This window comes from Algoriphagus aquimarinus (genome assembly GCF_007997215.1).
In the GTDB taxonomy this organism is placed as follows: Bacteria; Bacteroidota; Bacteroidia; order Cytophagales; family Cyclobacteriaceae; genus Algoriphagus; species Algoriphagus aquimarinus_A.
This window is the reverse complement of the sequence record NZ_VORW01000005.1, coordinates 190,299-213,928: the sequence shown is the minus strand read 5'-3', so window position 1 is coordinate 213,928 and position 23,630 is coordinate 190,299. Positions and strand designations below refer to the sequence as shown.

Below are 23,630 nucleotides of genomic sequence, written 5' to 3'. Positions count from 1 at the left end.
TATCTTCCAAAACGAGGAATGTAACAGAAAGTTAGAATTTACTATTTAACGAAAAACTTACACCTATTATTCAAGATTTCTGCTCCCCTTCGGTAGCAAATGCTAATTTTGCCGAAACTTTAAGATATGAATAGACCTGATTTTGATGATATTTTTATGGAATTGGCGGTTAATTTGGCCAAGCGCTCTCATTGTATCAAGAAGCATGTGGGAGCTGTTCTCACCAAAGACACCCGAATTATTTCCATTGGTTATAATGGACCACCTGCTGGCACGCACAATTGCGATGTGGAGTTTAAAGAGAATGGATGTGCTCGTGATAGCAAGGGGAGTTGCTCACTAGCTCTTCACGCGGAGCAGAATGCGATTCTTTATGCTGTGAAAAATAATACAGCGGTGGAAGGATCTACACTTTTCGTCACGCTTTCTCCTTGTCTGGCATGTGCAAGAATCATCTTCTCCATGGGGATTTCTAGAGTGATTTTCTTGTTTTCCTATGCAGAATACAAGGGAATCGGATCTGACGAAGGAGTGGATTTCTTGAGAAAATTCGGTGTTCGCGTAGATAAATATGAGAAAACACTAGAGGTGGGCGATCAGTTGATCTAAAGGAAATTGACTTCTGGATGTATGCTTATTCCAAACTTATCGATCACTGATTGTTGGATTTTTATCGCTAGGTTTTTGATTTCATTGCCATCACCGTCACCATAATTTACAAGAACTAGAGGTTGCTTGGCATGTACACCAATTTCTCCAAATCGCTGCCCTTTCCATCCGCATTGCTCGATTAGCCAAGCTGCAGGGACTTTTGTTCCTTCAGAATTTGGATAGCCTGGAATGGAAATGTATTGCTCTTTTAATGATTCGTATTGCTCAGTGGGTATCGTTGGGTTTTTGAAAAATGAACCTGAATTTCCAATTTCCTTTGGATCAGGTAACTTTGATTGACGGATTTGAATGACAGCGTCTGAAATTGCTTTTAAGCTCAATTCCTTAATTCCAGATGCTTCGAGTGTCTCTTGGATTGCTCCGTATTCTGTGTGAAATACAGGATCTTTTCTCAACCTGAAAATCACAGAACAAATCACATATTTTCCTTTCAGCTCATGCTTGAAAATACTTTCTCTGTAGCCAAACTGGCACTGCTCAGCATTGAATTCCTCGATCTCTAAAGTTTCCTTGTTCAGAGCTTTTAGACTCCAAAATACATCTTTGATTTCTACCCCATAAGCACCGATGTTCTGCATCGGTGAGGCGCCTACAGTACCTGGGATAAGGGATAGGTTCTCTATTCCCGCCCAATTGTTATCAATGGCAGTTAGAACGAATTGATGCCAATTGACTCCTGCTCCGACTTCAACGAAAGAAAACTCATCGTTTTCCTGAACTATTTTGATACCCTCCAGTTCAATTTTGATTACTAGCGTTTCTTGATTTTGAGTCAGTAGGATGTTACTTCCTCCTCCTAGGATCAATGGATTGACTTCCTGTGATTTAGCCCATACCAAAGCTTCTTTGAGCTCCTCTATAGATTTTACTGAGACAAAAAATCGGGCAGTTTTATCAATGCCGAAGGTATTAAATGTCTTGAGGGAGATGTTTTCTAGTATATTCATATGCGGAGAGTGCCTTGCGAAATAAGTAAGTTTTTGCTCGAATAAGAAATTAAAAAACTCAATTGAAGGTTAAAAATTGAAATTGAGCATGGCTCAAGCGACATACATAGGATTGATATTAATCTTGAGGGACTTGCTAGCCTTTAAAAGACAAATTGTTAACATATGAAATCGAGCATTTCGAAAACGTCGCACGAAGTGATAAATATCAACCATGCGAGATTTCTCCCAATAGCTATCTGGATGACCTTTGTAAAACAAATTATAAATAGATGAAAGAATTGGTCATAAATGGTGTACGGATCAGACCCGGCCAGTCGATGAATATAGAAATTGCTATCGCCAAGCTTCCAACCCACACCTTAATTGATCTGCCTATTTTTATCCGGTCCTCCAAGGAGGATGGACCAGTAGTATTGATCAGTGGCGGTGTTCATGGAGATGAGATAAATGGTGTAGTGACAGCAAAGCGACTTTTGGAGGAAGTTGATGAAGGGCTTCAACTCCTCAAAGGCACCTTGATATTTATCCCACTGGTGAACATTTATGGTTTTCTTTCAAACAGTCGAACCTTTCCTGATGGGAGAGATCTGAACCGTAGTTTTCCTGGTAGCAAAAAAGGATCACTGGCAGCAAGTATTGCATTTATCCTTAGCAATGAAATCATCCCCCAGATAGATTATGGAATTGACTTCCATACTGGCGGACGTATGCTTAGTAACTTCCCGCAAGTTAGGGTGGATTATAAAGATAAGGTAGCTGTAGAGCTGGCAAAAGCCTTCGGAACACACTATGTGGTCAATTCAAAATACATAGAGAAGTCTTTTCGAAAGGAAGCTTACAAAGCAAGAAAGCACATTATGGTGTTTGAGGGCGGCGAATCTATGCGCCTTGATGAATATGGGATAGAAGAAGGAGTGAATGGTACCAAGCGTATGCTAGCCAGCCTTGGTATGCTGGCAGATGCACCGCCGGCACAAGAGTGTATTTTTCTAAAGGAAAGTAACTGGGTGCGAGCAAGGGCTTCAGGGATTTTCAACTCCAGTGTGAAAGTAGGCGAGTCTGTTAAAAAAGGACAGATCTTGGCACGAATTTCGGATCCTTATGGACAAATCAAAATACCTGTGAAATCTCCAACAAATGGCCATATCATCGGAATGAATAATAATCCGGTGATTAATGCTGGTGACGCGTTGGTACATATTGGCAAGGAGTAAAATAAAAAACCTTTCATCTTTTAAGTTAATTATCAGACGAATATGAATTTATCAGAAGCTTTTCAAAGCGTAAGAAATCACTCTTTAAACCTGTGTAGCCATTTAATTACGGAAGATTTTAGCCTACAAGCCTCAGAAGAAGTTAGCCCTCCTAAATGGCATTTGGCGCATACCACTTGGTTTTTTGAGCAGTTTATTTTGGTGCCAAACGACCCCAGATATGTGGTAAAACATCCCCAGTTTAACTTTCTGTTTAATTCCTATTATAATTCACTCGGCGCGAGAACTGCAAGAAATCAGCGTGGTTTGATGACTCGTCCTTCAGTGGATGAAGTGAAAACCTATCGTGCTTACGTGGACGAAGCGATGCTGAAGTTTATTCAGAAGAATAATCCTGAATTGAACGAGTTGGTAACGCTGGGTCTGAATCATGAGCAACAGCATCAGGAATTATTGATTACAGATTTGAAATTCAGTCTCTGGTTTAACCCACTGAATCCAAGTGTCATGGATATACAGGAATATGACTCTGAACCTAAGTCAAAATGGGTTTCAATTGACTCTGGAGTCTATGAAATTGGGTATACGGGCAATGATTTCTGCTACGATAATGAGCTAAATCAGCACAAGGTTTATATCAATGACTTTGCGATTTCAACAGCTTTGGTTACTAATCAAGAGTATTTGGAATTCATGAAAGCTGGTGGGTATGAGAATCCAACCTATTGGCATGATGAAGGCTGGGCTTGGAGCAAGGAATTGGAAGTTAAAGCGCCACTGTATTGGGAGAAGCAAGACGGAGCTTGGTTTTATTACACTTTGGATGGATTAAAACCAATTGATCTTGATGCAGCTGTGGCACATGTGAATTTCTATGAAGCATCTGCTTTTGCAAGTTGGAAAGGCGTGAGACTTCCGACAGAATTTGAGTGGGAAGTGGCCCAAAACCAATTTAACTGGGGAAAAAGATGGGAGTGGACAAATTCAGCTTATTTGGCTTACCCAGGCTTTAAAGTAGCTCCAGGAGCAATAGGAGAGTACAATGGGAAATTTATGATTAATCAAATGGTGTTGCGCGGTGCTTCAGTCGCAACTTCTGATGGTCACTCAAGACCTACTTACAGGAACTTTTTTCATCCAAAATACAGATGGCAATTCATGGGCATTCGCCTTGCCAAATCACTTTAATTTATGAACGCAAAAAATACGGATTTCGGGACTTTTGCCCAAGATGTCATGCTTGGACTTAATTCAACTCCGAAAACTTTACCATCTAAATACTTCTATGATGCCAAAGGCGATAAGCTGTTTCAGCAGATCATGGCTTTGCCAGAGTATTATCTCACGAGGAAAGAATATGAGGTTTTAGAAGGCCAACACAAGCAAATTCTAACAGAAATTATTGCCTTGGATAAGCCTTTTAATTTGGTGGAACTAGGAGCTGGTGATGGGATGAAAACCAAAATCTTACTGAGATATCTTACTGAAATGAACGTGGAATTCACTTACTATCCAGTGGATTTTTCCGGTTCAGTTTTGGAAGAATTGGAAGAAAGTTTAGCAACTGAATTTCCAGCGTTGAACGTAAATCCTATTCAGGATACCTATAGAGATTCACTGAAGAAGCAAGTTTGGGAAAATGGTAAGCCTAATCTGATTTTATTTTTAGGTGCCAATCTTGGGAATTTCGGTATGGATGAAGCCAAGAATATAATTGATCATCTGAGGGTGGGTACTAAAAAAGGAGACTTGGTTTTGCTGGGCTTCGATTTAAAAAAGAATCCACAGATTATCTTAAATGCCTACCATGACAAGCAGGGGGTGACGCGCGAGTTCAATATGAATTTGCTGGATAGAATCAATAGTGAGTTAGATGCTGATTTTGATCGCGATTCATTTACGCATTGGCCTACTTATGATCCTGTAAGTGGGGAATGTAGAAGCTATTTGGTTTCTCAAAAATCACAGGTGGTAACTATCGGCGCATTAAATCAAAGCTTCGAATTTGAGGCATTTGAGTCGATTTTCACTGAAATTTCCAAGAAATATAGCTTGTCCGAAATCAGCCATTTAGCATCATTAGGAGGTTTTGAAGTAAAGGAAAACTTTATGGATTCCGAAGGATATTTTGCTGATGTGCTTTGGGTAAAAAAATGATTGGGCTTCAATGAATTATCTATTCCCCAATTAATTTTACGAGCCTGCTCTACTCTTTTTTTAAAGCATACATTACTATTTTAGGATTTTTCTCTTCAGCACCTTTCAAATTTCTAATGATAGAATAATAGGTATCCTTATTTAGATGTTTTGGAAATACTTCAAGCGAGTAACTTTCACTAGGTAGTTGCATACTGGATTTTGGAATTCTGTTCTCTAAATCAATAATCAGGTTATAGGACTCTTTTTTATAATTTAAGAATATGCTTGCATTACCATCATTTATTTCTGCAAAATCAATTCGTAAGGTATCTGAGTTTCCAAAATCAGTGAAGTCAAGTAGATATTCTGGAACCAAGTGATCTTCTTCCATTCGGTAGATTGTATCCTTCTGATCAGTCATGCCCTCGAAACGAACACGGGGAAAGTAAAAGAGAGAGGTATCATTTAGTTCCCCAAAAGGTCTTAGGAAAGCGTGGATTCGGTAGAATTTTGAAGTAAAGCTATACAATGGGCTTTCCTGTGATTTGAATTCCAGGGTAGTTGGCTCTATTGAGCTTACCAATACCGTTTGAGCACCCTTTCCATAAGATTCAATACCTTCTTGAATTACTAATATCTTATCATTTTCCTTATAGAAAGAAATTGGGCGTCCTGGTAATTTTTTACTTGAAGCAATAAAGCTACCTTCTACATCATAGGAATTCACTACCATTTTTTCCCAATCTGATATCAGAGCTATGTTCTCTTTATCATTCAGATAAATTGCTGTGGGGATACTATATTCATCTGGACCTTCTCCTTTATTGCCAATAGCCTGAATATAGTTTCCTTCGTAATCAAATTTTAATAAGCCATGTTTTCTATCCAATAGAAAAATAAATTCCTTACCTAAAGCAACATCTTGGATTGCGGTAAGTGGGGGATTTCCTGGACCTTCTAAATCTATCGTATCTATTGCTTTAAACTTTAATTCATTTACTTCACTAAGCAAAAAATCCTTATTAATTGATATTGTCTGCATACCATCCGTTTCTTCGACCTCATTCTTTTGGTTACAATTCTGAAATAGTGAAACACATAAAAAAAGAAAAATCAATTTGGAATATTTCATGGCAGACTGAATGTTTCGATTTTACTATAATACAAGATATAGTTAATAATTAGTTTGTTACAGATTTCGTATAAACATCCCAACATATCATGGTTTTTGGATATCCCCAGATTCTCTGAAATAAAAAAAAAGCACTGATTGCTCAGTGCTTTCATTATCTGATAATTTGACTTTTAGCTGAAATATTGCTTCAAACCTTCTAGTCTTTCTACAAGTTCCCCTTCCACTTTTCTATAGTCCGCAGTATTAGCTAGCGGCGCGTTTACTGAGAAATAATACTTGATTTTTGGCTCAGTGCCTGAAGGTCTAGCAGAGATCTTACTTCCGTCAGCAAGATAGAACTGCATCACGTTGGATTTGTCCATATCCAGCTTCTCTGATTTTCCTGACTTCACGTCTGTAACTGTGCTTTCTTTTACATCCACGATTTTGGCTACTTTAATTCCATTCATCTCAGCAGGTGGATGGTGACGGAAATCAGTCATTAAAGCCTGGATTTGCTCAGCACCGTCTTTTCCTTTTTTGGTGACAGAAATAAGCGACTCCTTATAGAATCCGAACTGATTATATATCTCAGCAAGCACATCAAAAACTGTTTTGCCTTGAGTTTTGTAATAAGCGATCAGCTCAGCTACCATGGCACAGGCACTCACACCGTCTTTGTCACGGACAAAATCTCCAATGAGGTAGCCATAAGATTCTTCACCACCACCGATGAAGGTTTCTTTGCCTTCAAGATCCTTGATGATGGCAGCGATATTTTTGAATCCAGTCAATACTGAGAAGCATTTTACGCCAAATCCTTCACAGATTCTATCGATTAACTCGGTGGTTACAATGGTGTTGACCATGAATTGATTGCCATCAAGTTTGCCAGCTTTTTTCCATTGACTCAATAGGTAGTAGGTGAGCAAAGTACCTGTTTGATTACCATTCAATAATTCAAATTCACCTGAAGCATTAGGAACAGCGGCGGCATAACGGTCACCATCCGGATCACAAGCTAAAACCAATTCAGCACCAACTTCTTTTCCAAGTTTCAAAGAAAGCGTCAAAGCCTCAGCTTCTTCAGGATTAGGATAAATGACAGTTGGGAAATTACCATCTGGCTCAGCCTGCTCTTTTACCACATGCACATTATCAAAGCCAAATGCTTTTATGGCAGCAGGAACCATTTTGCCGGAGGCTCCATGAATCGGAGAAAATACAATCGGCATATCCTTTTGAGCCCTGATAGCATCTGGAGCCAAGCTCAGACCTTTGACAAGTTTCAGGTAAATCTCGTCGAAGTCCTCTTCTATATATTGGAAAAGGGAATCATTCTTATCCCAGTTCACATCATCAAACGAAGTGATTTTCTTCACCTCATCGATGATATTCTTATCGTGCGGAGCGACTACCTGCGCTCCATCATCCCAATAAGCCTTGTAGCCATTGTATTCCTTAGGATTATGCGAAGCGGTGATCATTACACCGCTTTTGCAGTTAAAGTGTCTTACAGCAAAGGAAAGCATAGGAGTAGGGCGCATTTCCTTAAAGTACAACACGTGAATCCCGTTTGCAGTCAACACGTTTGCGGTGGTCGTAGCGAAAAGGGTATTGTTAATCCTACTATCGTGTGTAATCGCCACACGGATAGTTTCTTCAGGAAAGCACTTCAGTAGGTAGTTTGCCAATCCCTGGGTTGCCATACCGATGGTATAGACATTCATTCGATTGGTGCCTACACCCATCAGACCTCTTAGGCCGCCCGTACCGAATTCTAAATCTTGGTAGAAAGAATCCGTGAGCTCAGAGGGGTTTTGATCAATAAGGCTGCGGATTTGGGCTTTCGAATCTTCATCGATATTGCCACTAAGCCAAGAATCTGCTTTGGCTAAGATGCTAGGGTCTATGGTTGTCATATTTTAAAAATTGTTTGTTGTCTAAGATATAGAAAAACATAAAATATGCCATTCCCAAGTATAAAATCATCTTGAGTATGCGCGATATTTTTTCAAAGGAAATAATTGACCCTGGTATAAATCATTTATAGCTATTTTTAAATCGAAGGGATTAGCCTAATTTCAATTTTCAAGAAAACATCCTACATGCCCTCAAACCTTTGTCGCTTAATTTCCATTTTTGGCCTTTGTCTCATACTTTTTTCCAATGCCAAAGGACAATCTCAAAATGAATACAAAAGAGTCTACTTAAGCGGGGTAGATGCTGCTTCTCAAGTTTACTGGGACTTCAAAGTTTCTGATGGAAGAAAGCAAGAGCAGTGGACAAAAATATTGGTTCCTTCGAACTGGGAAATGCAAGGTTTTGGCAACTTCAATTATGGGCATGATCATAAGAATCCTGAACGAAAAGTAGCTGATGAAATAGGGTATTACAAACACGAGTTTGAAGCGCCTTCAGCTTGGAAAAAGCAAGTGATCAACTTGGTTTTTGATGGAGCTATGACTGATACTGAGGTGAAAATAAATGGGGAAATTGTGGGGCCAATACATCAAGGTGGCTTCTATAGATTCTCTTATGATATTTCGGATTTTTTGGATTTTGGGTCTAAAAATCTACTTGAAGTGAAAGTTTACAAACGATCTTCAAATGAGTCAGTTAACAAAGCAGAAAGAGAGGCCGATTTCTGGATTTTTGGAGGGATATTCAGACCTGTGTTTCTTGAGATCTTACCGGAAAATCATTTCACAAGAATTGCTGTGAATGCAAAGTCAGATGGGGAGCTCGAAGCTCTCATTACATTGAATGATATTCCTAGGTCATCTGAAATTCATGTTCAATTAATAGAGCAGAAATCAGGAGAAATCCTTGGTGAATTCTCTCAAACTGTGGACTCTGATTCTGTCTGGCTAAGCCATGTTTTTCAAGGAGTAAAATCCTGGAATCCCGAAACTCCCAACTTATATAATGCCCATTTTTCGATCCTTCAAAACAAGAAAATTCTCTACCAGAAAACGGAGAAAATTGGCTTTAGAACCGTCGAGGTACGTCCGAAAGATGGGATTTATATCAACGACGTAAAGGTAGTTTTGAAGGGAGTGAATAGGCATTCATTTTACCCAACCACGGGAAGGGCACTAAGTGAGGCAAATCTTCTGGAGGACATAGTGCTGATGAAGGAAATGAATATGAATGCAGTCCGCATGTCACATTATAATCCAGATGAACGATTTTTAGAATTGGCAGATTCACTTGGGCTTTTTGTTTTAGATGAGGTAACTGGCTGGCAAGATGCCTACGACACGGTTATTGGTCCAAAATTGATACAGGAAACAGTCTTGAAAGATGCCAATCATCCTGCCGTGATCGCTTGGGATCATGGAAACGAAGGTGGTTGGGATTTTAAGAATGAGTTTGCTTTCCACCAATTTGATATTCAAAAACGGCCAATTATTTATCCATGGTTAAACAGAAACAATATTGACACCAAGCATTATCCTACCTATGATTCGCCGGAAGGAAGATTGGATAAAAGTGGCGACATCTTTATGCCTACTGAGTTGCTGCATGGAATGTATGATGGTGGACTAGGTGCAGGCTTAGACGATTTCTGGACAAAGTACAGCAAAAACTCACTTTTCGCAGGTGGATTTCTTTGGGTGTTTTCTGATGAAGCAGTAATAAGAGATGACAAAGGCGGTATTCTAGATTCTGATGGAAATCATGCGCCTGATGGGATTTTGGGTCCATATCGTGAGAAGGAAGGAAGTTTTTATACGATCAAGGAAGTTTGGTCACCCATTCAACTCGGAGCTTTTATTCCCACAGATGGGTTTGATGGCAAAATGCAGGTAACCAATAATTACCTCTATTCTGATCTAAGCACAAGTATACTCGAATGGTCAGTTGAAAAAATTGACAGCTGGAATGATGCTGAGAAGCTGTATTCTGGAAGTTTTTCACTGCCAAATGTCAAGCCTGGCCAGTCCACCGAAGTTGATCTAGGTCTTCCTATTGCTTGGCGTAACGGAGATGTTTTGAAAATTTCGGCAATCGGAATTAATGGAGAGGAACTTTATACTTGGTCTGAAGCAATTAGAAAACCTAAGGAGGGAAATCCATCTTACTTTTCAGCTAGACCTGCACTGGAGAGCCAGAATATCACGGTCCGGGAATCCTCCGTTGATATTCATATTTCTGTAGGGGAAACTCTTTTTGTTTTTGGAAAGGAAAGAGGCAATCTCCAACTCGTAAAGGTTGGGAAAAGTATAATTAATCTGAGTCAAGCTTTAAATCCTGAAGGAGTAAATGCATCTGTTCAAAAGGTGACTTGGAAACAGATGAAGGATGGCACCATTCAGATCATGTCAACCTATGACACCTATCCTAAAAAGCTTACTTGGACTGTATTCACCACTGGGGAATTAATGATGGAGGCTTCTGTCCCTGAAAGTAGTATTGATTTGCTAGGTATAGGATTTTCATTTCCGGAGGAAAAAGTGCTAAGTGCCAAATGGATAGGAAATGGTCCTTACCGCGTGTGGGCAAACAGAATGAAAGGAGTAGAGTTTGGGCTTTGGGAGAAAGACTATAACAACACCATGACTGGCTATAGCTATGAAAAGCTGATTTATCCTGAATTCAAGGGCTTTCACTCCAATTTTCATGCGTTGTTATTGGAAACAGAAGATGGGAGAATAGAAGTGAGAACAGAAACTCCAAACTTGTATTTAGGCTTGTTTAAACCAGTGTTGCCTGAGAATTCTACTCCAGGGACTAAGCCAGTCTTGCCACAATCAGACCTGAGTTTTCTTTACAAAATACCAGCTATCGGCACCAAGTTTCACTTAGGATCAGAGATGATGGCACCTGAGACTGTAAAAGCATTAGGGGAACAACCAACCTCATCCATGATTCTATGGTTTAGATTTGATTGATACTTTCTAGGCAATAAACAATTGGGATTTATATCTATTTGTCTTCCTTTGAATCATCCTTTTCACGTTCTTTTTCCTCCTTCAAATCATCTACTTCACCTTTAGGAATTGGGTCTTCAGGAGCTGGTACAAAATCGCCCTTAAGTACTACTTCTTTTTTTTTAACCCTAGAATAGTGATTCCTAGGAATGATACCATAGCCATATCTGATAGAGAATACTTTGGTGAATTCTGCACCATAAAAGAAGATCAGACAGGAATAAGAAACCCAAAGCAGCACAAGGATAACAGATCCTGCAGCTCCATAGGTTGACCCAGGCTCGGCTGCGCCAAAATAAATACCGAGTAAAAATTTAGAGATGGTAAAGAGGAATGAGGTAAGGAAAGCACCAACCCAAACCGATTTCCATCTGATTTTAGCATCAGGCAAGTATTTGAATATTAATGCGAAAAGGAAAGCGATTACGCCATAGGAAATAGCGAAATCCACTACAAAAGCAAAAACAACCACGAAGTCAGGCAAAATGCTTTTAATAAAATCACTGAAAAACGATAATAAGGCAGTTAGTACGAAACTAATGAATAGCAGGAAGCCCAGTACAAGCACAAATCCAAAACTGAGTGCACGATCAAAGAGGGTGTAATACCATTTGACATCATCGGTCTGCTTAATACCCCAGATGGCATTGATGGAGATTTTGAGGTGGAAGAATACTCCTGAAGCACCGAAAATCAACACCCCAATTCCTATGATAGAAGCTATCATGGACTTATCACTGTTCTGAGTTTGCTCAACCATGTCGATCATGAATTGCGCAGTCTCTGGCCCCATAGCGGAGGATAATTCATTATTTAGCTTACCTGTAACAATTTCCACCCCCCAGATTGCACCTACGGTGTTGATCACAATGATCATTAGAGCGGGGAGAGAAAGTACTGCGTAATAAGCGACAACAGCACTGAGTCGCCATGGATCGGCAGCATTCCACTGCTTGAAACTTTCCACCATCAAACTGGGGATATGCGTGATTTTAAAACGCGTAGGAGTGATATTTCCCATGTTTTCTTTTGTTTCCATTAACTCTCAGTGTTTCGACTCGTATCATTTTGCGGCGAAATAGAAAGTCCCGATAGTTCTTTATTTAACTGAGTACCACCTTTTATTCCAAAGTCCAAAGTCCGAATTGGGAATGGAATCATTATATCATTTTTATCGAATGCTTTCTTGAGAGAAATAATTGCTTCGTTTCTTACAGGTATGTAATCAAGATCAGCTCCTTTAAATTTGCACCAAATATTCAAGGTGAAATTTATGGAGCTATCCCCAAATCCTGTCCAGAACAGGGTAGGCTCTTCAGATTGCAGTCTGCTGGATACATTCCTGGCGGACTCTAGAGCCACTTTTTCCACTTGATCCAGATCTTCGCCATAACTTACACCACATTCTATCTGTACTCTTCTCTGTGCAAATTCGGTGAAATTCGTAAAGCATTCTTGGAACAAATAGCGGTTTGGCACATATACAATAGGACCGTTGTATGTTTTGATCTTGGTGACGCGAAGATTGATTTCAATAACAGAACCTTCGTGTCCATCTTGAGTCTGGATGATATCTCCCAGTTTGTATGGCTGATTAAATGTGATGTAAATACCTGAGATGAAATTAGCGGCAGTGTCCTGAAAGGCAAAACCCAAAGCCAATCCAATAATCCCCAAACCTGCCAAAATGGATGAAACGGTCTTGGTCAGATCCAATGCAGACAAAGCTAGCATAATTCCAAGTATCAAAATTCCGAGGAAAATAAGTTGACTTAGAAACTTAGAAATTGTCAAATTGGTCCCAAGCTTATGAATGTACTTGGCCGATAATCGCTTGATTGATTTTGCTATAAAAATAGTACAGATAATAAGAATTAGGGCTAGGACAAAATTTGGTAGATTCTCCACCAAAATGTCTATCCATGCGCTTAATTTACCTGTGATCTTTTCAAATATCTTTTGGGAATCATACCCTAAAATTTCAGCTATACTCATATATAAATAGTCCTTTAAGCTCCTACAAGTAAAAAAAACATGCCAAGATGACCTTAATTAGAGTATTAGCTAAGTTTTGTACAGAGGATTTGCATAAGTAGAACTTCTTCTGGTTTGTATCCTTCGCTTGAGAAGTCCTTGGGCAGGCAATCTTTAAGCTTTTGAGGATTTAGGCATTGGGATAAAATTTCCGGATGCAGGTAGGAACTTTTGCAGACTGCCACGGTGTGACCCATTTTTTCCGCCACGAGTCTGATTAAGGTAGTCTCTGGTTTTTTTCTAGTATTCTCACAAAGCTTCCCCACTTCCTCTGTGTTCTTAATACATACACAATTTGCTCCCCAAGTTCTAAAGTATTTAGCCGTATAATAGTCGTCTTCAGGAGGCTCATGACTGATATAATCGTTTAATGCTGAGGAGCCCACTGTATGCCAGGAGTCGTCTTCCTGATATCTGAAGAGTTCGTAACCTTGAAGTTGGGAGTAATCTTTTAGTAAGCTGATCAGCCTTTTATTGGTAAGAGCTACAGAGCGATCTTTCCCACTTTTCGCTGTGTAATTGATCAGTAGTTTTTTACCATCTTCTTTCAAGTGCTTTCTCCGGAGTGTCGTCAGCCCGTGGGTTTTGTTGCTTTCGGTGTAGTATTTATTTCCAACTCGTAAGTATAATTCATCCAAAAGTGCCGTTGCCAGAGCCAAAACTTTATTCTTGGTCCAGGTCTTTTGTCTCAAATCTTTTTGATAGCGTTCTCGCAGTTTGGGTAAATAAAACCCAAATTTGAGAAGGTCATCATATTTGATTTTTGGGAATATTCTGACCATGTTGGATGATAGAGGTATTACTTTCTTCCTTTTTCGTCTATCCCGGTAGCTTGTAAATAGCTATTCTTTTTTGGACTGATCAAAACATTTTTCCAAGCAGGCGGGATCACCAGATAATGAATTCTTTCTAGTTGTGATTCATTTAAAAGCTTTTGTCGTCTTTGTCTAAAAAAACAAAACCGTATCCTTTCTTCTTTCAGAGTATTCCAGGTTGTGAGTCTCGTATATATACAAGACCTTCTGGGAGTTCGGCGGCTGTGACCATGTGCTTGTGATGTTAGTGTGTTTTCTAAAATCATTACAAGACTCATGCAAACCCCAATCATCTATATCAAAAAAATAGCCGACCTTAATTTCAAGTCGGCTATTAGCTATTTTATTACAAGTTTCCTCTCAGTCCTTGTTCTCTCTCGATGGCTTCGAACAGCGCCTTGAAATTTCCTTTTCCGAAGGACTTAGCACCTTTTCTCTGGATGATCTCAAAGAACAGTGTAGGTCTATCCTGCACAGGTTTAGTGAAAATCTGAAGCAAATAACCTTCGTCATCTCTATCTACTAGGATATTCAGATCTTTCAGTGGTTGTAAATCCTCATCTATTTTCCCCACACGATCCAGTAAATCATCATAGTAGGAGGAAGGCACCACTAGAAACTCAACACCTCTTTTTCTCAATTCAGTCACGGTGTGAATGATATCGTCCGTCGCAATTGCCATATGCTGCACTCCAGGGCCGCGATAGAAGTCTAGGTATTCTTCAATCTGTGATTTCTTCTTTCCTTCCGCAGGCTCATTGATAGGGAATTTGACGTAGCCGTTTCCATTAGAAACTACTTTAGACATCAAGGCTGAATACTCCGTAGAAATATCCTCGTCGTCAAAGGTGATAAGCAATTTGAATCCCATGACAGTTTCATAGAACTCCACCCAACGGTTCATCTCGCCAAGGGCTACATTTCCCACGCAGTGATCTATGTATTTCAGGCCAATTGGCTGAGGAGTATAAGTACTTGATCTGGGCTGATAGCCTGGAAGGAAAATGCCGGTATAGTTCTTTCGCTCTACAAACGTATGGATGGTTTCTCCATAGGTCTTGATAGAAGACACCACTACATGGCCATTTTCATCACTTATCTTTTTTGGCTCGGAAGAAGACACGGCCCCTCTGTTGGTAGTTTCTTTCCAGGATTGCTCTGCGTCATCCACCCACAGGGCAAGTACTTTCACTCCATCACCGTGTTTTTGAATATGATCGGCTATTTCTCCATCTGGATGTAGCGGGGATGTAAGTACAAGCCTAATTTTATCTTGTTTCAGCACATAGGAAGCTCTATCCTTCACACCAGTTTCCGGGCCTGCATAGGCGATGAGCTCGTAGCCAAAAGCATATTGGTAGTATAGTGCAGATTGCTTGGCATTGCCAACATACAATTCTACATAATCAGTCCCTTTTAAGGGTAAGAAGTCTTGACTCATGGTTAGTAATTTTTGGGTTTATCTCTTCTTTCAAAGGTATAAAATATCCCAAAGAATATTTGGTCAAGCCTACGATTATTCCTGGGGGTTTTTATTGATGATCAAGGTGATTATTGCCATTACCAAAAATGCCAATGCCCAAGAACCTAATGGGCTGCTTATAGCAAGCCACAGCAGTAATATGTAATAGGACGGACCCAATACATAGCCGATCAAAAACTTCCATGTGGATGAAAAAACAGGATCTTTCACGCTTGGCTTTTTCCACAACCAGATCCAATAGAGTGGAAAATGAAAGATCTTCATCAGTTTATTCGTGAATCCTGCTATTTCTTTTACGGGGTTAGGAACTTCTCCGGTTTCCAGAAACTGACTTACATCAGCACTTGAACTCAAATCCACTTGATGTTCGATCAGTCGTTCCAGATGTTGTTCATATCCCTCACTTGGTATCTCTACAACCAGGTTTTTCAGGGCTACTTGTACCGATTTGGTGAGCAAACCAGATTTAGCAGCAGGCATATCGACAGGAATGGCTTTGCCGATAGTAACTCGTGCAATTCCTCCAGATCGCTTATGTGTACTGTAATCCACTGCTACTGGTAAGATCACAGGGTTAGTTTCTGGATACTTCTCTTTTAGGCCAAAAGCTATTCTGGTAAAACCCTTGCTTAGTGGGCGTAAGTTCCGGATCAGACTATGTGAGCCTTCGGCAAAAATGATCACTGATCCATTATTACGAAGTACTTCATAGGTTTGGTCAAAAGTGCCTTGATTTTGCTGAATAGTAGAAAATCCATCCCGTACTCGATATACAGGAAGCATGTGGATGTAATTCAGGAATTTGGCGACAAATGATTGCTTGAAAACAGAGGCCCTCGTTAAAAAAGAGGGTCTTATCCCAGTGTGAGTAGCCAAAAGCAAGGGGTCGATAAGCGCATTTTGGTGATTCGAGACCAAAAGTATGGGAGTGTTTTTAGGGATATTTTCTTTTCCTTCAATAATTATTTTATTGAAATATCCCTTCAACGAGATCATAACGAGCGTGCGAAGGAATTCATTTATTAAGTATTGCATTGATATGTTAGCGTTTCACAGCCTGCTTATATTTTCAAACTTTTAATTTCCAAAGACTTGCGATGGTCATACCTGAGATCAAGTGCCAAATGCCCCACCAAGCCGTAATAATAGCCATTCCACCAAGGCCATCAAAATAAGTAAAGATCAAAACCAGCCCTAAACCTGAATTTTGAATTCCGGTCTCTATCGTCATCGTTTTCACATCAGCCAGGGGTAATTTGAATATTTTGCCAGTGAAAAAACCTGAGCTTAAGGCCACAACATTATGTGCTAAAACCCATAAGAAAATCAAAGAAATATACTTGGTGAACAGATCGAAATTTCCAGCAAAAGCAATCACAATAAAAGCAGTAAAAATCAGGATGCTCAGTGGCTTGAGGATTTTGGAGGCTTTTTCTGCGAACACAGGAGCATACTTATGTGTGAGGATCCCGAGAATCAATGGAAGGCCGAGAATCAGCGCAACTGTAGTAAATGCTTCTGTATAATTCAGACTAATATCTCTTAATAAGTTTGAAGTAGGTGCGTAGAGTCCTGCCCAGAGCGCAAAATTCAATGGAGTGCTGATGATACATATTATGCTGGAGAATCCTGTGAGACTTACCGAAAGTGCCGTGTTGCCTTTGGCTAGACTTGTGAGAAAATTAGAAACATTTCCTCCAGGGCAGGCTGCCACTAGGAACATTCCCAAGGCTACTGATGGTGGAGGTTTCATAATAAGCACCAAACACCAAGTGAGAAATGGCAGGAGTAAAAACTGTGAAAAAACTCCTAGAATAAAGCCTTTTGGGTTTTTCGCAAGGTATTTGAAATCCTCAAATCTAAGATCCAGGGCTACGCCATACATAATCAGTGCAAGAGCCAGATTGAGAAGTAATAAATCGCTGGAAGAAAAATTGAGTTGGATGGAATCCAGTTCGGAGTTTGGGGTCATTTAATTGGATATTGAGAGGAAGATAAGTCCCGATAGCATGGCTGTACCAAAGCTAAGTAAGGTTCCTATCAGGATATATTCAGTAAGTTTTCGCTCTTTTGATTTTCTTAAATCACCAAATCTAAATACTGATTTGGCCGCTAGTAAGAATCCTACAGCTTCCCAATGCCCTGTGGCGATAAAGGAGAATACAAATAGTCGTTCTAGAATTCCTATGTATTTGCCTGCATCCTGGAGAGATTGATCAGGTTGAGAAGGGATGGAGTCAGACCACTTTTTCAGCAAATTGGATAAGATAATCGAGGTAGGCTGCGTGAGGAAAAGTACAATAGTGATTAGTCCAAGTAGGAAAGGATCCTGAAATACCAACTGCCAGTCCACATAGACTTCTGTGAATACTGCCCAAACAATCAGGATACTTAAAAGATGCATGGCTTGATCTGCGATGAACCAAGTTGTTTTGGTTTTAGGCTTCTGAGCGTAAAGTTTGATGAGATCAATCAGTACATGTGCGATTGTGATCGCCAGTACTATTGGCCACAGGCTAAGATCCCATAGCAGTAGCAGGACAAGTGCCCCATGAATTAAAACATGCAAATATAGCTTTGGCGATGTGGCTTTAAGTTTCTCCTTTTCCTTCACCCAAGCGGTAGGCTGGAGCAGGAAATCACCAATTAGATGGGCGAGAATAAGTTTGATTAGTATAAGCATCAGAGAAGTTGTGTGAGTTTTTTTCTGAATAATTTTTCCAATGCCAATATATCCTCACCATTTGCTGACTTGTATCTTTTACTTACTGAGTTTTGGTTGATGTGAAGTACTGCTCCGATTTCCGCTTGGGTGCGATCTGGATTGGAGAGCATCTCAGACATCAGTTCGCCGGATGAGATTGACCAACTGTCCATTTGAATTCCCGCCAGTTTCAGGTAAAGATTCATTTCATCATTCCATTCTGACCATGGGGAGTTGATGGCCAGTGTGATCATCTCGCTTTTGAGTTGCTCAAACTTTTCGCCTGATCGTACGAATGCCTCACCGTTGCTTTCTGATATTCTTTCTGCATCATATGATTTAGAACCTATTCCAATTGCCATTCGCACATCCACAGGAGAGCTTCTTTTATTCTCATCAGGATAGGGAAGGCTTTTGATAAGCGCTTTGATCTGTAAGGCAGCAAGCAGACTTTCTTTTGGGTCTGAGATTTCCAGTTGAAAGCTATCTCCTCGGAAGATCTCCCATTGCTTGGGTGTTTGTCCCCAGTTGCCCAGCAATTTCTTAAATGGATTAATCCAAAGATTCTGGTCTTTCAGTTCTCTGGAATTAATAATATCTCCTGTAAGTAATGCAATCATAACTCTAATATCACCGTAAATGGTGATAAATCAAAACATCACCGTAAATGGTGATAAAATAGAATATCACCGTAAATGGTGATAAATATTGACCGTAATTCTATCCTAATAATTGGATGGACATAAAAAAAGCAATCGTTTGCACAAGTTATCCCGGAGTCCAAAGAATTAGTATTGATTGGTATGAAGAGATTGTTTAGATTAAAAATTCATAGCTGAAAGATTGTCTATTAGTATAAAAAGCGAATAATCAGTAATGAGAAAAAGCAAAAACAACAAACCCAATAACCTTATATCAAAATGGAAAAAAGAAGAGAATTCATAAAGAAAAGTCTCTTAGGCACGGCCGGAATAGCAATGGCCGGCATGAGTATGAGTGCCAAATCATATGCTTCCATCATAGGAGCTAATGAGAGAATCAACATTGCCGTGGTAGGAATTCGCGGACAAGGCAGCAATCACATCAATCAGTGGTGTGCTTTGAAAGACAATCGCAATGTGAGATTGAAAACACTTTGTGATGCTGATGAGCAATATTTCTCAGAGAAATCAAAAGTAGTCATAGACAAGACTGGCGTTACCCCAACAACAGAGTGGGATGTACGCAAGGTATTGGAAGATAAAGAATTAGATGCCGTTTCTATGGCAATTCCCAATCACTGGCATGCACTTGCCACCATCTGGGCATGTCAGGCTGGAAAGCATGTATACATAGAAAAGCCTGCCAGTCACAACGTCTGGGAAGGTAGAAAAATGGTAGAAGCTGCCCGCAAATACGATCGTAGAGTGCAGGTAGGTTTCCAAAACCGCTCCATAGCTAACGTCATGGAAGCTATGGAATTTCTTCATGGTGGAGGAATTGGAGACGTCTATATGGCACGTGGTACATGCTACAAACCAAGAGACTCTTTTGGAAAAGTAGCTGATAGCAACCCACCAGCTTCATTGCATTACGATTATTGGAGAGGTCCTGCAGAGATGATTCCTTACAATGAAAAGAAAGTGCATTACAACTGGCATTGGCACTGGGCAACAGGAAATGGTGATACTGGAAATCAAGGTCCACATCAATTTGACGTAGCTCGCTGGGGAATGAACAAGAATGAGCACCCAGTTTCAGTTTATTCTGCTGGTGGCATTTACGGCATTGATCCAAATGAGTGCTCTCAGGAAACTCCAAATACGCAAAGCTCAGTATTCAAATATGCCGACGGAACCATGCTGGAATTTGAAACCCGTGGAAGATATACCAATGGTGAGTCTAGCTTAGGCATAGAAATAGGAAATGTGTTTTATGGTACGAATGGGTATCTAGAACTCGATGGTGGTACATGGAAAGCTTTCCGTCAGAAGGAAAAAGAGCCTTTTGCCCAATCCAAAAAACAAGCTGCTCCGGTAGCAAGTACTCAGGTTTTGGCCGCGCCAGGTGGTGCTGAGCATTATGCCAACTTCCTGGATGCCATCAGAGCAGGAAATAACGAGACACTTCACTGTGATATAGAAGAAGGCTTTAAGTCTTCAGTTTTGCCTTTGATCGCCAACGTATCTTATCTGACTGGCCGCGAATTACGATTTGACGGAACTACAGAAAAGTTTGTCAAGGATAAAGAAGCAGACAAAATGCTGACAAGAGATTACCGTGATCCTTATACTGTACCAAATAAAGTTTGATAAATGAGCAATTCTAGAAGAGATTTTATGCAAAAAAGCGTAGCCGCTGGATTAAGTCTAGCTGCTATGCAAATTCCCTTCAATGCCTTTTCAATGGCGAAATCAGGGATGAAATTCGGTTTGGTGACTTACCAATGGGGCAAGGACTGGGATCTGCCTACGCTTATTGCTAATTGTGAAAAAGCGGGAGTACTGGGAGTGGAACTTCGCACAGAGCATGCGCACGGAGTGGAGACAAGCCTGAATGCAGCAGAACGTGCAGCAGTGAAAAAGCGCTTTAAGGATAGCAAAGTGACTTGCTTGGGCTACGGTAGTAATTTTGAATATCATAGTCCTGATCCCGCGGTGCTTCGCAAAAATATTGATGGAACAAAAGAGTATATCAAGCTCTGCAAGGATATAGGCGCGACTGGAATTAAGGTTAAACCAAACAATCTACCAGAGGGTGTTCCTAAGGAAAAAACTATAGCTCAGATTGCAGCTTCCTTCAATGAAGTTGGCAAGTTCGCAGCAGAACATGGACAGGTGGTGAGGGTAGAGGTACACGGGCATTTGACCCAGGAGCTTCCAAATATGAAGGCGATTTTTGATCAGGTAACTGAACCTGCGGTGAAGATATGCTGGAACTGTAATGCAGAAGATCTCTTAGCCCCGGGCTTGGAAGCTAATTTCAACTCGGTAAAAAAATGGTTTGGAGATACTGTCCATGTACGTGAATTCAACGAAGGGGATTATCCTTATGCTGAGCTTTTCAAATTGTTTAACGACATCAAATATGATGGTTGGATTCTAATGGAAGCACGTACCGAGCCTACAGATCTAGTGGGAGCACTGAAGGAGCAACTGGCTTTATTCAATCAATTGAAGAAAGGAAAATGATTTGATAGTAAGTTCTCATCAACTCATTTTCATTAAACTATTTTCACAAAATCTAGAAGATCAAACGATGATTATTCATAAACAAAAACTCTTTAACTATACTGCGCTAATTACCTTGTCAGCAATGACTTTTGCTTGTGGAGGTACAGAAGGCAAATCCGAAACTGAACAAGAATCTGAACAGATGAAAGACAGAATAGAACTGGTCCAAGACGATGCTGCTAAGAAAGTAGATGTGATCATTGATGGAAAGTTCTTCACTTCTTATATCTATCCTGACTCTTTAGAAAAGCCAGTTTTGTACCCAATCAATACTGCAAATGGCAATGCTGTCACTAGAGGTTGGCCTGTAACTCCCCGTCCGGGAGAGCGAGTAGATCATCCGCATCATTTGGGACTATGGTTCAATTATGGAGATGTAAATGGCCTTGATTTTTGGAACAATTCCTCCGCGATCAAAGACAAAACGAAGTATGGCCATATCGTCCATAAATCAATCAAGTCAGTGAAAAGCGGAAATGAAGAAGGCGTGTTGGAAGTGAGTTTGGATTGGATGAACAATGCAGGCGAAGTCCTTTTGACAGAGAATACAACCTTCATTTTCAGAGGTAAGGATAATCAACGGACCATTGATAGAATAGCTACGCTGACCGCACCAAATGGTGAGGTAAAACTGACGGATAACAAGGAAGGAATGCTAGGTCTTCGTACTGCGAGACAACTGGAGCATCCGTCCAATAAACCTGAGATTTTTACAGATGCTTCAGGGGTAGCAACAGATGTACCGACGATGAACAATGAAGGAATCACTGGAATGTACCTGAGTAGTGAAGGTGTAGAAGGTGATGATGTGTGGGGTACCAGAGGAGACTGGGTAAGTCTTTCAGGCAAAATAAAAGATGAGAATATCTCTGTGGCTATACTTGATTTTCCTTCTAATCCAGGGTATCCAACCTATTGGCATGCAAGAGGATATGGTTTGTTCGCTGCAAATCCTTTGGGTCAAAAAGCGCTAAGTGATGGTAAGGATGAGCTTAATTTCAAATTGGAAAAAGGCGAGTCAGCTACTTTCAAGTATAGAATTATTATTTATTCCAATGAAAGTATTCTAGATGGCCAAGTCAATCGAGATTACATTCAATGGGCGAAATAAGCAATCTGTATAACCGCATCCGATAGCTATCGGATGATGCCAGTAAACTTAGCCTCCTTGTTTAGAAAGGCAGGAAGACAGAAGACCGGAGGGACGAGTGGTAGTGAAGGGTGAAGAGGTTCGCGATTAGCCTTAAGTGGGAGTAAGGAGCTAACTAGTAAGTTGCGCTCTCTGTGTCCGCCTCTGTGTTCTTAGTGGTTAAAATGGACTTTCAAAAAAAATCGTAGCAGTCTTTCAAGAGACTGCTACGATTATATGTATCGAATAGGATATTCCTACTCTTCAGCGACTTTTTCCAACGAAACAGCATTCATGCAGTACCGCAAGCCACTCGGAGCAGGCCCGTCTGGAAATACGTGGCCAAGATGTGCATCGCAGACATTGCAGAGGGCTTCAACTCTTACCATTCCAAAGCTGATATCTTTATGATAAGCTACATTTTCGACTTCAACTGGTTGGGTAAAGGATGGCCAGCCTGTACCGCTTTCAAATTTCTCATTCGAATCAAAAAGTGGTGTTTTACAGCATTTGCATGCATAAAGACCCGGTTCGAATAGGCTACAAAGTTCAGAACTATGGGCTCGCTCGGTGCCTTTCTGCCGAGCTACATAATATTCCTCATTACTTAATAGCTCCTTCCATTCTGCATCTGTTTTTTCCACTCGCTTTGGAGGGGTAGGGTTTCCATTTGTTGCAAATTTGATGATGTCGTTCCAGTTAAGCATATATTTTCCTTCAGTTTAATTACTAATTGAGTTCTTTGGAGAAACGCTTTCTAAGCATGTCAAGTTTAGGAGAAATGTAAGTTTGGCAGAAAGGGGCATCAGGGCGACTTTGATAGTAGTTTAAGAATTCCTCCTCGTTCTTCTTAAACTCCACCATGGGAAGAATCATAGTGATTGGCTTTTCTTTCAATGCTACTTTAGCTTCCGAAAATGCATGCTCAACCGCTGATTTTTGCTCCAAGTCTTTATAGTAAACCGCTGATCTGTATTTACCTCGAAGGCTGTGCGCTGATGTACTCGCATGAGTGAGTAGGTGGATTTCAATTAGCGTTTTGAGAGAAATCGACTCGGAGTCAAAAGTCACCATCACTGCTTCTGAATAGCTGCCGAACTGTCCTTCGGAAGCAATCCAGCCTTGTTCTACTTCGGTTACTCCAATTAAAGCTTGAAATACTGCCTCAGTGCACCAGTGACAACCTCCACCAAAACCTATCTTCAACTCTGACATGTACCTAGCTTT

General features: G+C 40.4%; 22 protein-coding genes. 8 read left to right on the top strand and 14 right to left on the bottom strand.

Annotation, left to right across the window (positions count from 1 at the left end; translation table 11 throughout):
• The first annotated feature begins 126 nt into the window (after positions 1-126).
• Positions 127-609: a deoxycytidylate deaminase gene (locus tag ESV85_RS11095; protein WP_146917564.1), complete on the top strand. Its 483-nt coding sequence runs from the start codon at positions 127-129 to the stop codon at positions 607-609.
• On the opposite strand, the gene murB is transcribed toward ESV85_RS11095, so the two are convergent.
• A complete protein-coding gene (gene murB / locus ESV85_RS11090; protein WP_146917562.1) occupies positions 606-1,619 on the bottom strand; it encodes a UDP-N-acetylmuramate dehydrogenase in 1,014 nt (337 codons plus the stop codon). The genes ESV85_RS11095 and murB overlap by 4 nt on opposite strands.
• Before the next feature lie 272 nt (positions 1,620-1,891).
• On the opposite strand from murB, the gene ESV85_RS11085 reads away from it, so the two are divergent.
• The 3 genes from ESV85_RS11085 to ESV85_RS11075 are packed head-to-tail and all read left to right on the top strand — an operon-like array spanning position 1,892 to position 4,993.
• Positions 1,892-2,836 carry a succinylglutamate desuccinylase/aspartoacylase family protein gene (locus ESV85_RS11085; protein ID WP_146917560.1) on the top strand — a complete coding sequence of 315 codons (945 nt, stop codon included), beginning with the start codon at positions 1,892-1,894 and terminating at the stop codon, positions 2,834-2,836.
• Between the two features lie 42 nt (positions 2,837-2,878).
• Positions 2,879-4,024: an ergothioneine biosynthesis protein EgtB gene (egtB, locus tag ESV85_RS11080; protein WP_146917558.1), complete on the top strand. Its 1,146-nt coding sequence runs from the start codon at positions 2,879-2,881 to the stop codon at positions 4,022-4,024.
• Positions 4,025-4,027: 3 nt separating this feature from the next.
• Complete coding sequence (locus tag ESV85_RS11075) at positions 4,028-4,993, top strand: L-histidine N(alpha)-methyltransferase (protein WP_146917557.1); 966 nt, start codon at positions 4,028-4,030, stop codon at positions 4,991-4,993.
• A 49-nt stretch (positions 4,994-5,042) separates the two neighbouring features.
• Here the strand turns inward: ESV85_RS11075 and ESV85_RS11070 are convergent, their stop codons facing one another.
• A complete protein-coding gene (locus ESV85_RS11070; RefSeq protein WP_223275975.1) occupies positions 5,043-6,017 on the bottom strand; it encodes a 6-bladed beta-propeller in 975 nt (324 codons plus the stop codon).
• A 263-nt stretch (positions 6,018-6,280) separates the two neighbouring features.
• Positions 6,281-8,011 carry a phospho-sugar mutase gene (locus tag ESV85_RS11065; protein ID WP_146917553.1) on the bottom strand — a complete coding sequence of 577 codons (1,731 nt, stop codon included), beginning with the start codon at positions 8,009-8,011 and terminating at the stop codon, positions 6,281-6,283.
• Between the two features lie 186 nt (positions 8,012-8,197).
• Here ESV85_RS11065 and ESV85_RS11060 point away from each other — a divergent pair, with 186 nt between their 5' ends.
• On the top strand, positions 8,198-10,987 hold the full coding sequence (locus ESV85_RS11060) for a glycoside hydrolase family 2 protein (protein ID WP_146917551.1): 2,790 nt from the start codon (positions 8,198-8,200) through the stop codon (positions 10,985-10,987).
• A 34-nt stretch (positions 10,988-11,021) separates the two neighbouring features.
• On the opposite strand, the gene ESV85_RS11055 is transcribed toward ESV85_RS11060, so the two are convergent.
• From ESV85_RS11055 to ESV85_RS11020, 9 genes are all read right to left on the bottom strand, one after another.
• On the bottom strand, positions 11,022-12,065 hold the full coding sequence (locus ESV85_RS11055) for a YihY/virulence factor BrkB family protein (RefSeq protein WP_146917549.1): 1,044 nt from the start codon (positions 12,063-12,065) through the stop codon (positions 11,022-11,024).
• Positions 12,065-13,021, bottom strand: coding sequence for a mechanosensitive ion channel family protein (locus ESV85_RS11050; protein WP_146917547.1), 957 nt, complete (start codon positions 13,019-13,021; stop codon positions 12,065-12,067). Before ESV85_RS11050 ends, ESV85_RS11055 begins: the two co-directional genes overlap by 1 nt.
• Before the next feature lie 65 nt (positions 13,022-13,086).
• Positions 13,087-13,842: a hypothetical protein gene (locus tag ESV85_RS11045; protein ID WP_146917545.1), complete on the bottom strand. Its 756-nt coding sequence runs from the start codon at positions 13,840-13,842 to the stop codon at positions 13,087-13,089.
• 17 nt (positions 13,843-13,859) lie between these two features.
• Positions 13,860-14,141 (bottom strand): hypothetical protein, encoded by a 282-nt coding sequence (locus tag ESV85_RS22765; RefSeq protein WP_410488856.1) that lies wholly within the window; start codon positions 14,139-14,141, stop codon positions 13,860-13,862.
• Positions 14,142-14,221: 80 nt separating this feature from the next.
• A complete protein-coding gene (hppD, locus tag ESV85_RS11040; RefSeq protein WP_146917543.1) occupies positions 14,222-15,316 on the bottom strand; it encodes a 4-hydroxyphenylpyruvate dioxygenase in 1,095 nt (364 codons plus the stop codon).
• A 75-nt stretch (positions 15,317-15,391) separates the two neighbouring features.
• A complete protein-coding gene (locus ESV85_RS11035) occupies positions 15,392-16,393 on the bottom strand; it encodes a 1-acyl-sn-glycerol-3-phosphate acyltransferase (RefSeq protein WP_146917542.1) in 1,002 nt (333 codons plus the stop codon).
• A gap of 34 nt (positions 16,394-16,427) precedes the next feature.
• Positions 16,428-17,330, bottom strand: coding sequence for a bile acid:sodium symporter family protein (locus ESV85_RS11030; RefSeq protein WP_146917540.1), 903 nt, complete (start codon positions 17,328-17,330; stop codon positions 16,428-16,430).
• On the bottom strand, positions 17,331-18,041 hold the full coding sequence (locus ESV85_RS11025) for a DUF3307 domain-containing protein (RefSeq protein ID WP_146917538.1): 711 nt from the start codon (positions 18,039-18,041) through the stop codon (positions 17,331-17,333).
• On the bottom strand, positions 18,041-18,682 hold the full coding sequence (locus ESV85_RS11020) for a hypothetical protein (RefSeq protein ID WP_146917536.1): 642 nt from the start codon (positions 18,680-18,682) through the stop codon (positions 18,041-18,043). The genes ESV85_RS11025 and ESV85_RS11020 overlap by 1 nt, the downstream gene beginning before the upstream one ends.
• Positions 18,683-18,982: 300 nt before the next feature.
• Between ESV85_RS11020 and ESV85_RS11015 the strand changes: the two genes are divergently transcribed.
• The 3 genes from ESV85_RS11015 (at position 18,983) to ESV85_RS11005 (ending at position 22,385) form a co-directional block, all read left to right on the top strand.
• Positions 18,983-20,353 (top strand): Gfo/Idh/MocA family protein, encoded by a 1,371-nt coding sequence (locus tag ESV85_RS11015; RefSeq protein WP_146917534.1) that lies wholly within the window; start codon positions 18,983-18,985, stop codon positions 20,351-20,353.
• Between the two features lie 3 nt (positions 20,354-20,356).
• Positions 20,357-21,232, top strand: a complete 876-nt coding sequence (locus tag ESV85_RS11010; RefSeq protein WP_146917532.1) for a sugar phosphate isomerase/epimerase family protein — start codon at positions 20,357-20,359, stop codon at positions 21,230-21,232.
• 67 nt (positions 21,233-21,299) lie between these two features.
• Positions 21,300-22,385: a PmoA family protein gene (locus tag ESV85_RS11005; protein ID WP_317130783.1), complete on the top strand. Its 1,086-nt coding sequence runs from the start codon at positions 21,300-21,302 to the stop codon at positions 22,383-22,385.
• Positions 22,386-22,660: 275 nt separating this feature from the next.
• Here the strand turns inward: ESV85_RS11005 and msrB are convergent, their stop codons facing one another.
• Together msrB and ESV85_RS10995 are read right to left on the bottom strand one after the other, a co-directional pair.
• Positions 22,661-23,110: a peptide-methionine (R)-S-oxide reductase MsrB gene (msrB, locus tag ESV85_RS11000; protein WP_146917530.1), complete on the bottom strand. Its 450-nt coding sequence runs from the start codon at positions 23,108-23,110 to the stop codon at positions 22,661-22,663.
• Between the two features lie 22 nt (positions 23,111-23,132).
• Positions 23,133-23,618 carry a peptide-methionine (S)-S-oxide reductase gene (locus ESV85_RS10995; protein ID WP_146917528.1) on the bottom strand — a complete coding sequence of 162 codons (486 nt, stop codon included), beginning with the start codon at positions 23,616-23,618 and terminating at the stop codon, positions 23,133-23,135.
• Between the last annotated feature and the right edge of the window lie 12 nt (positions 23,619-23,630).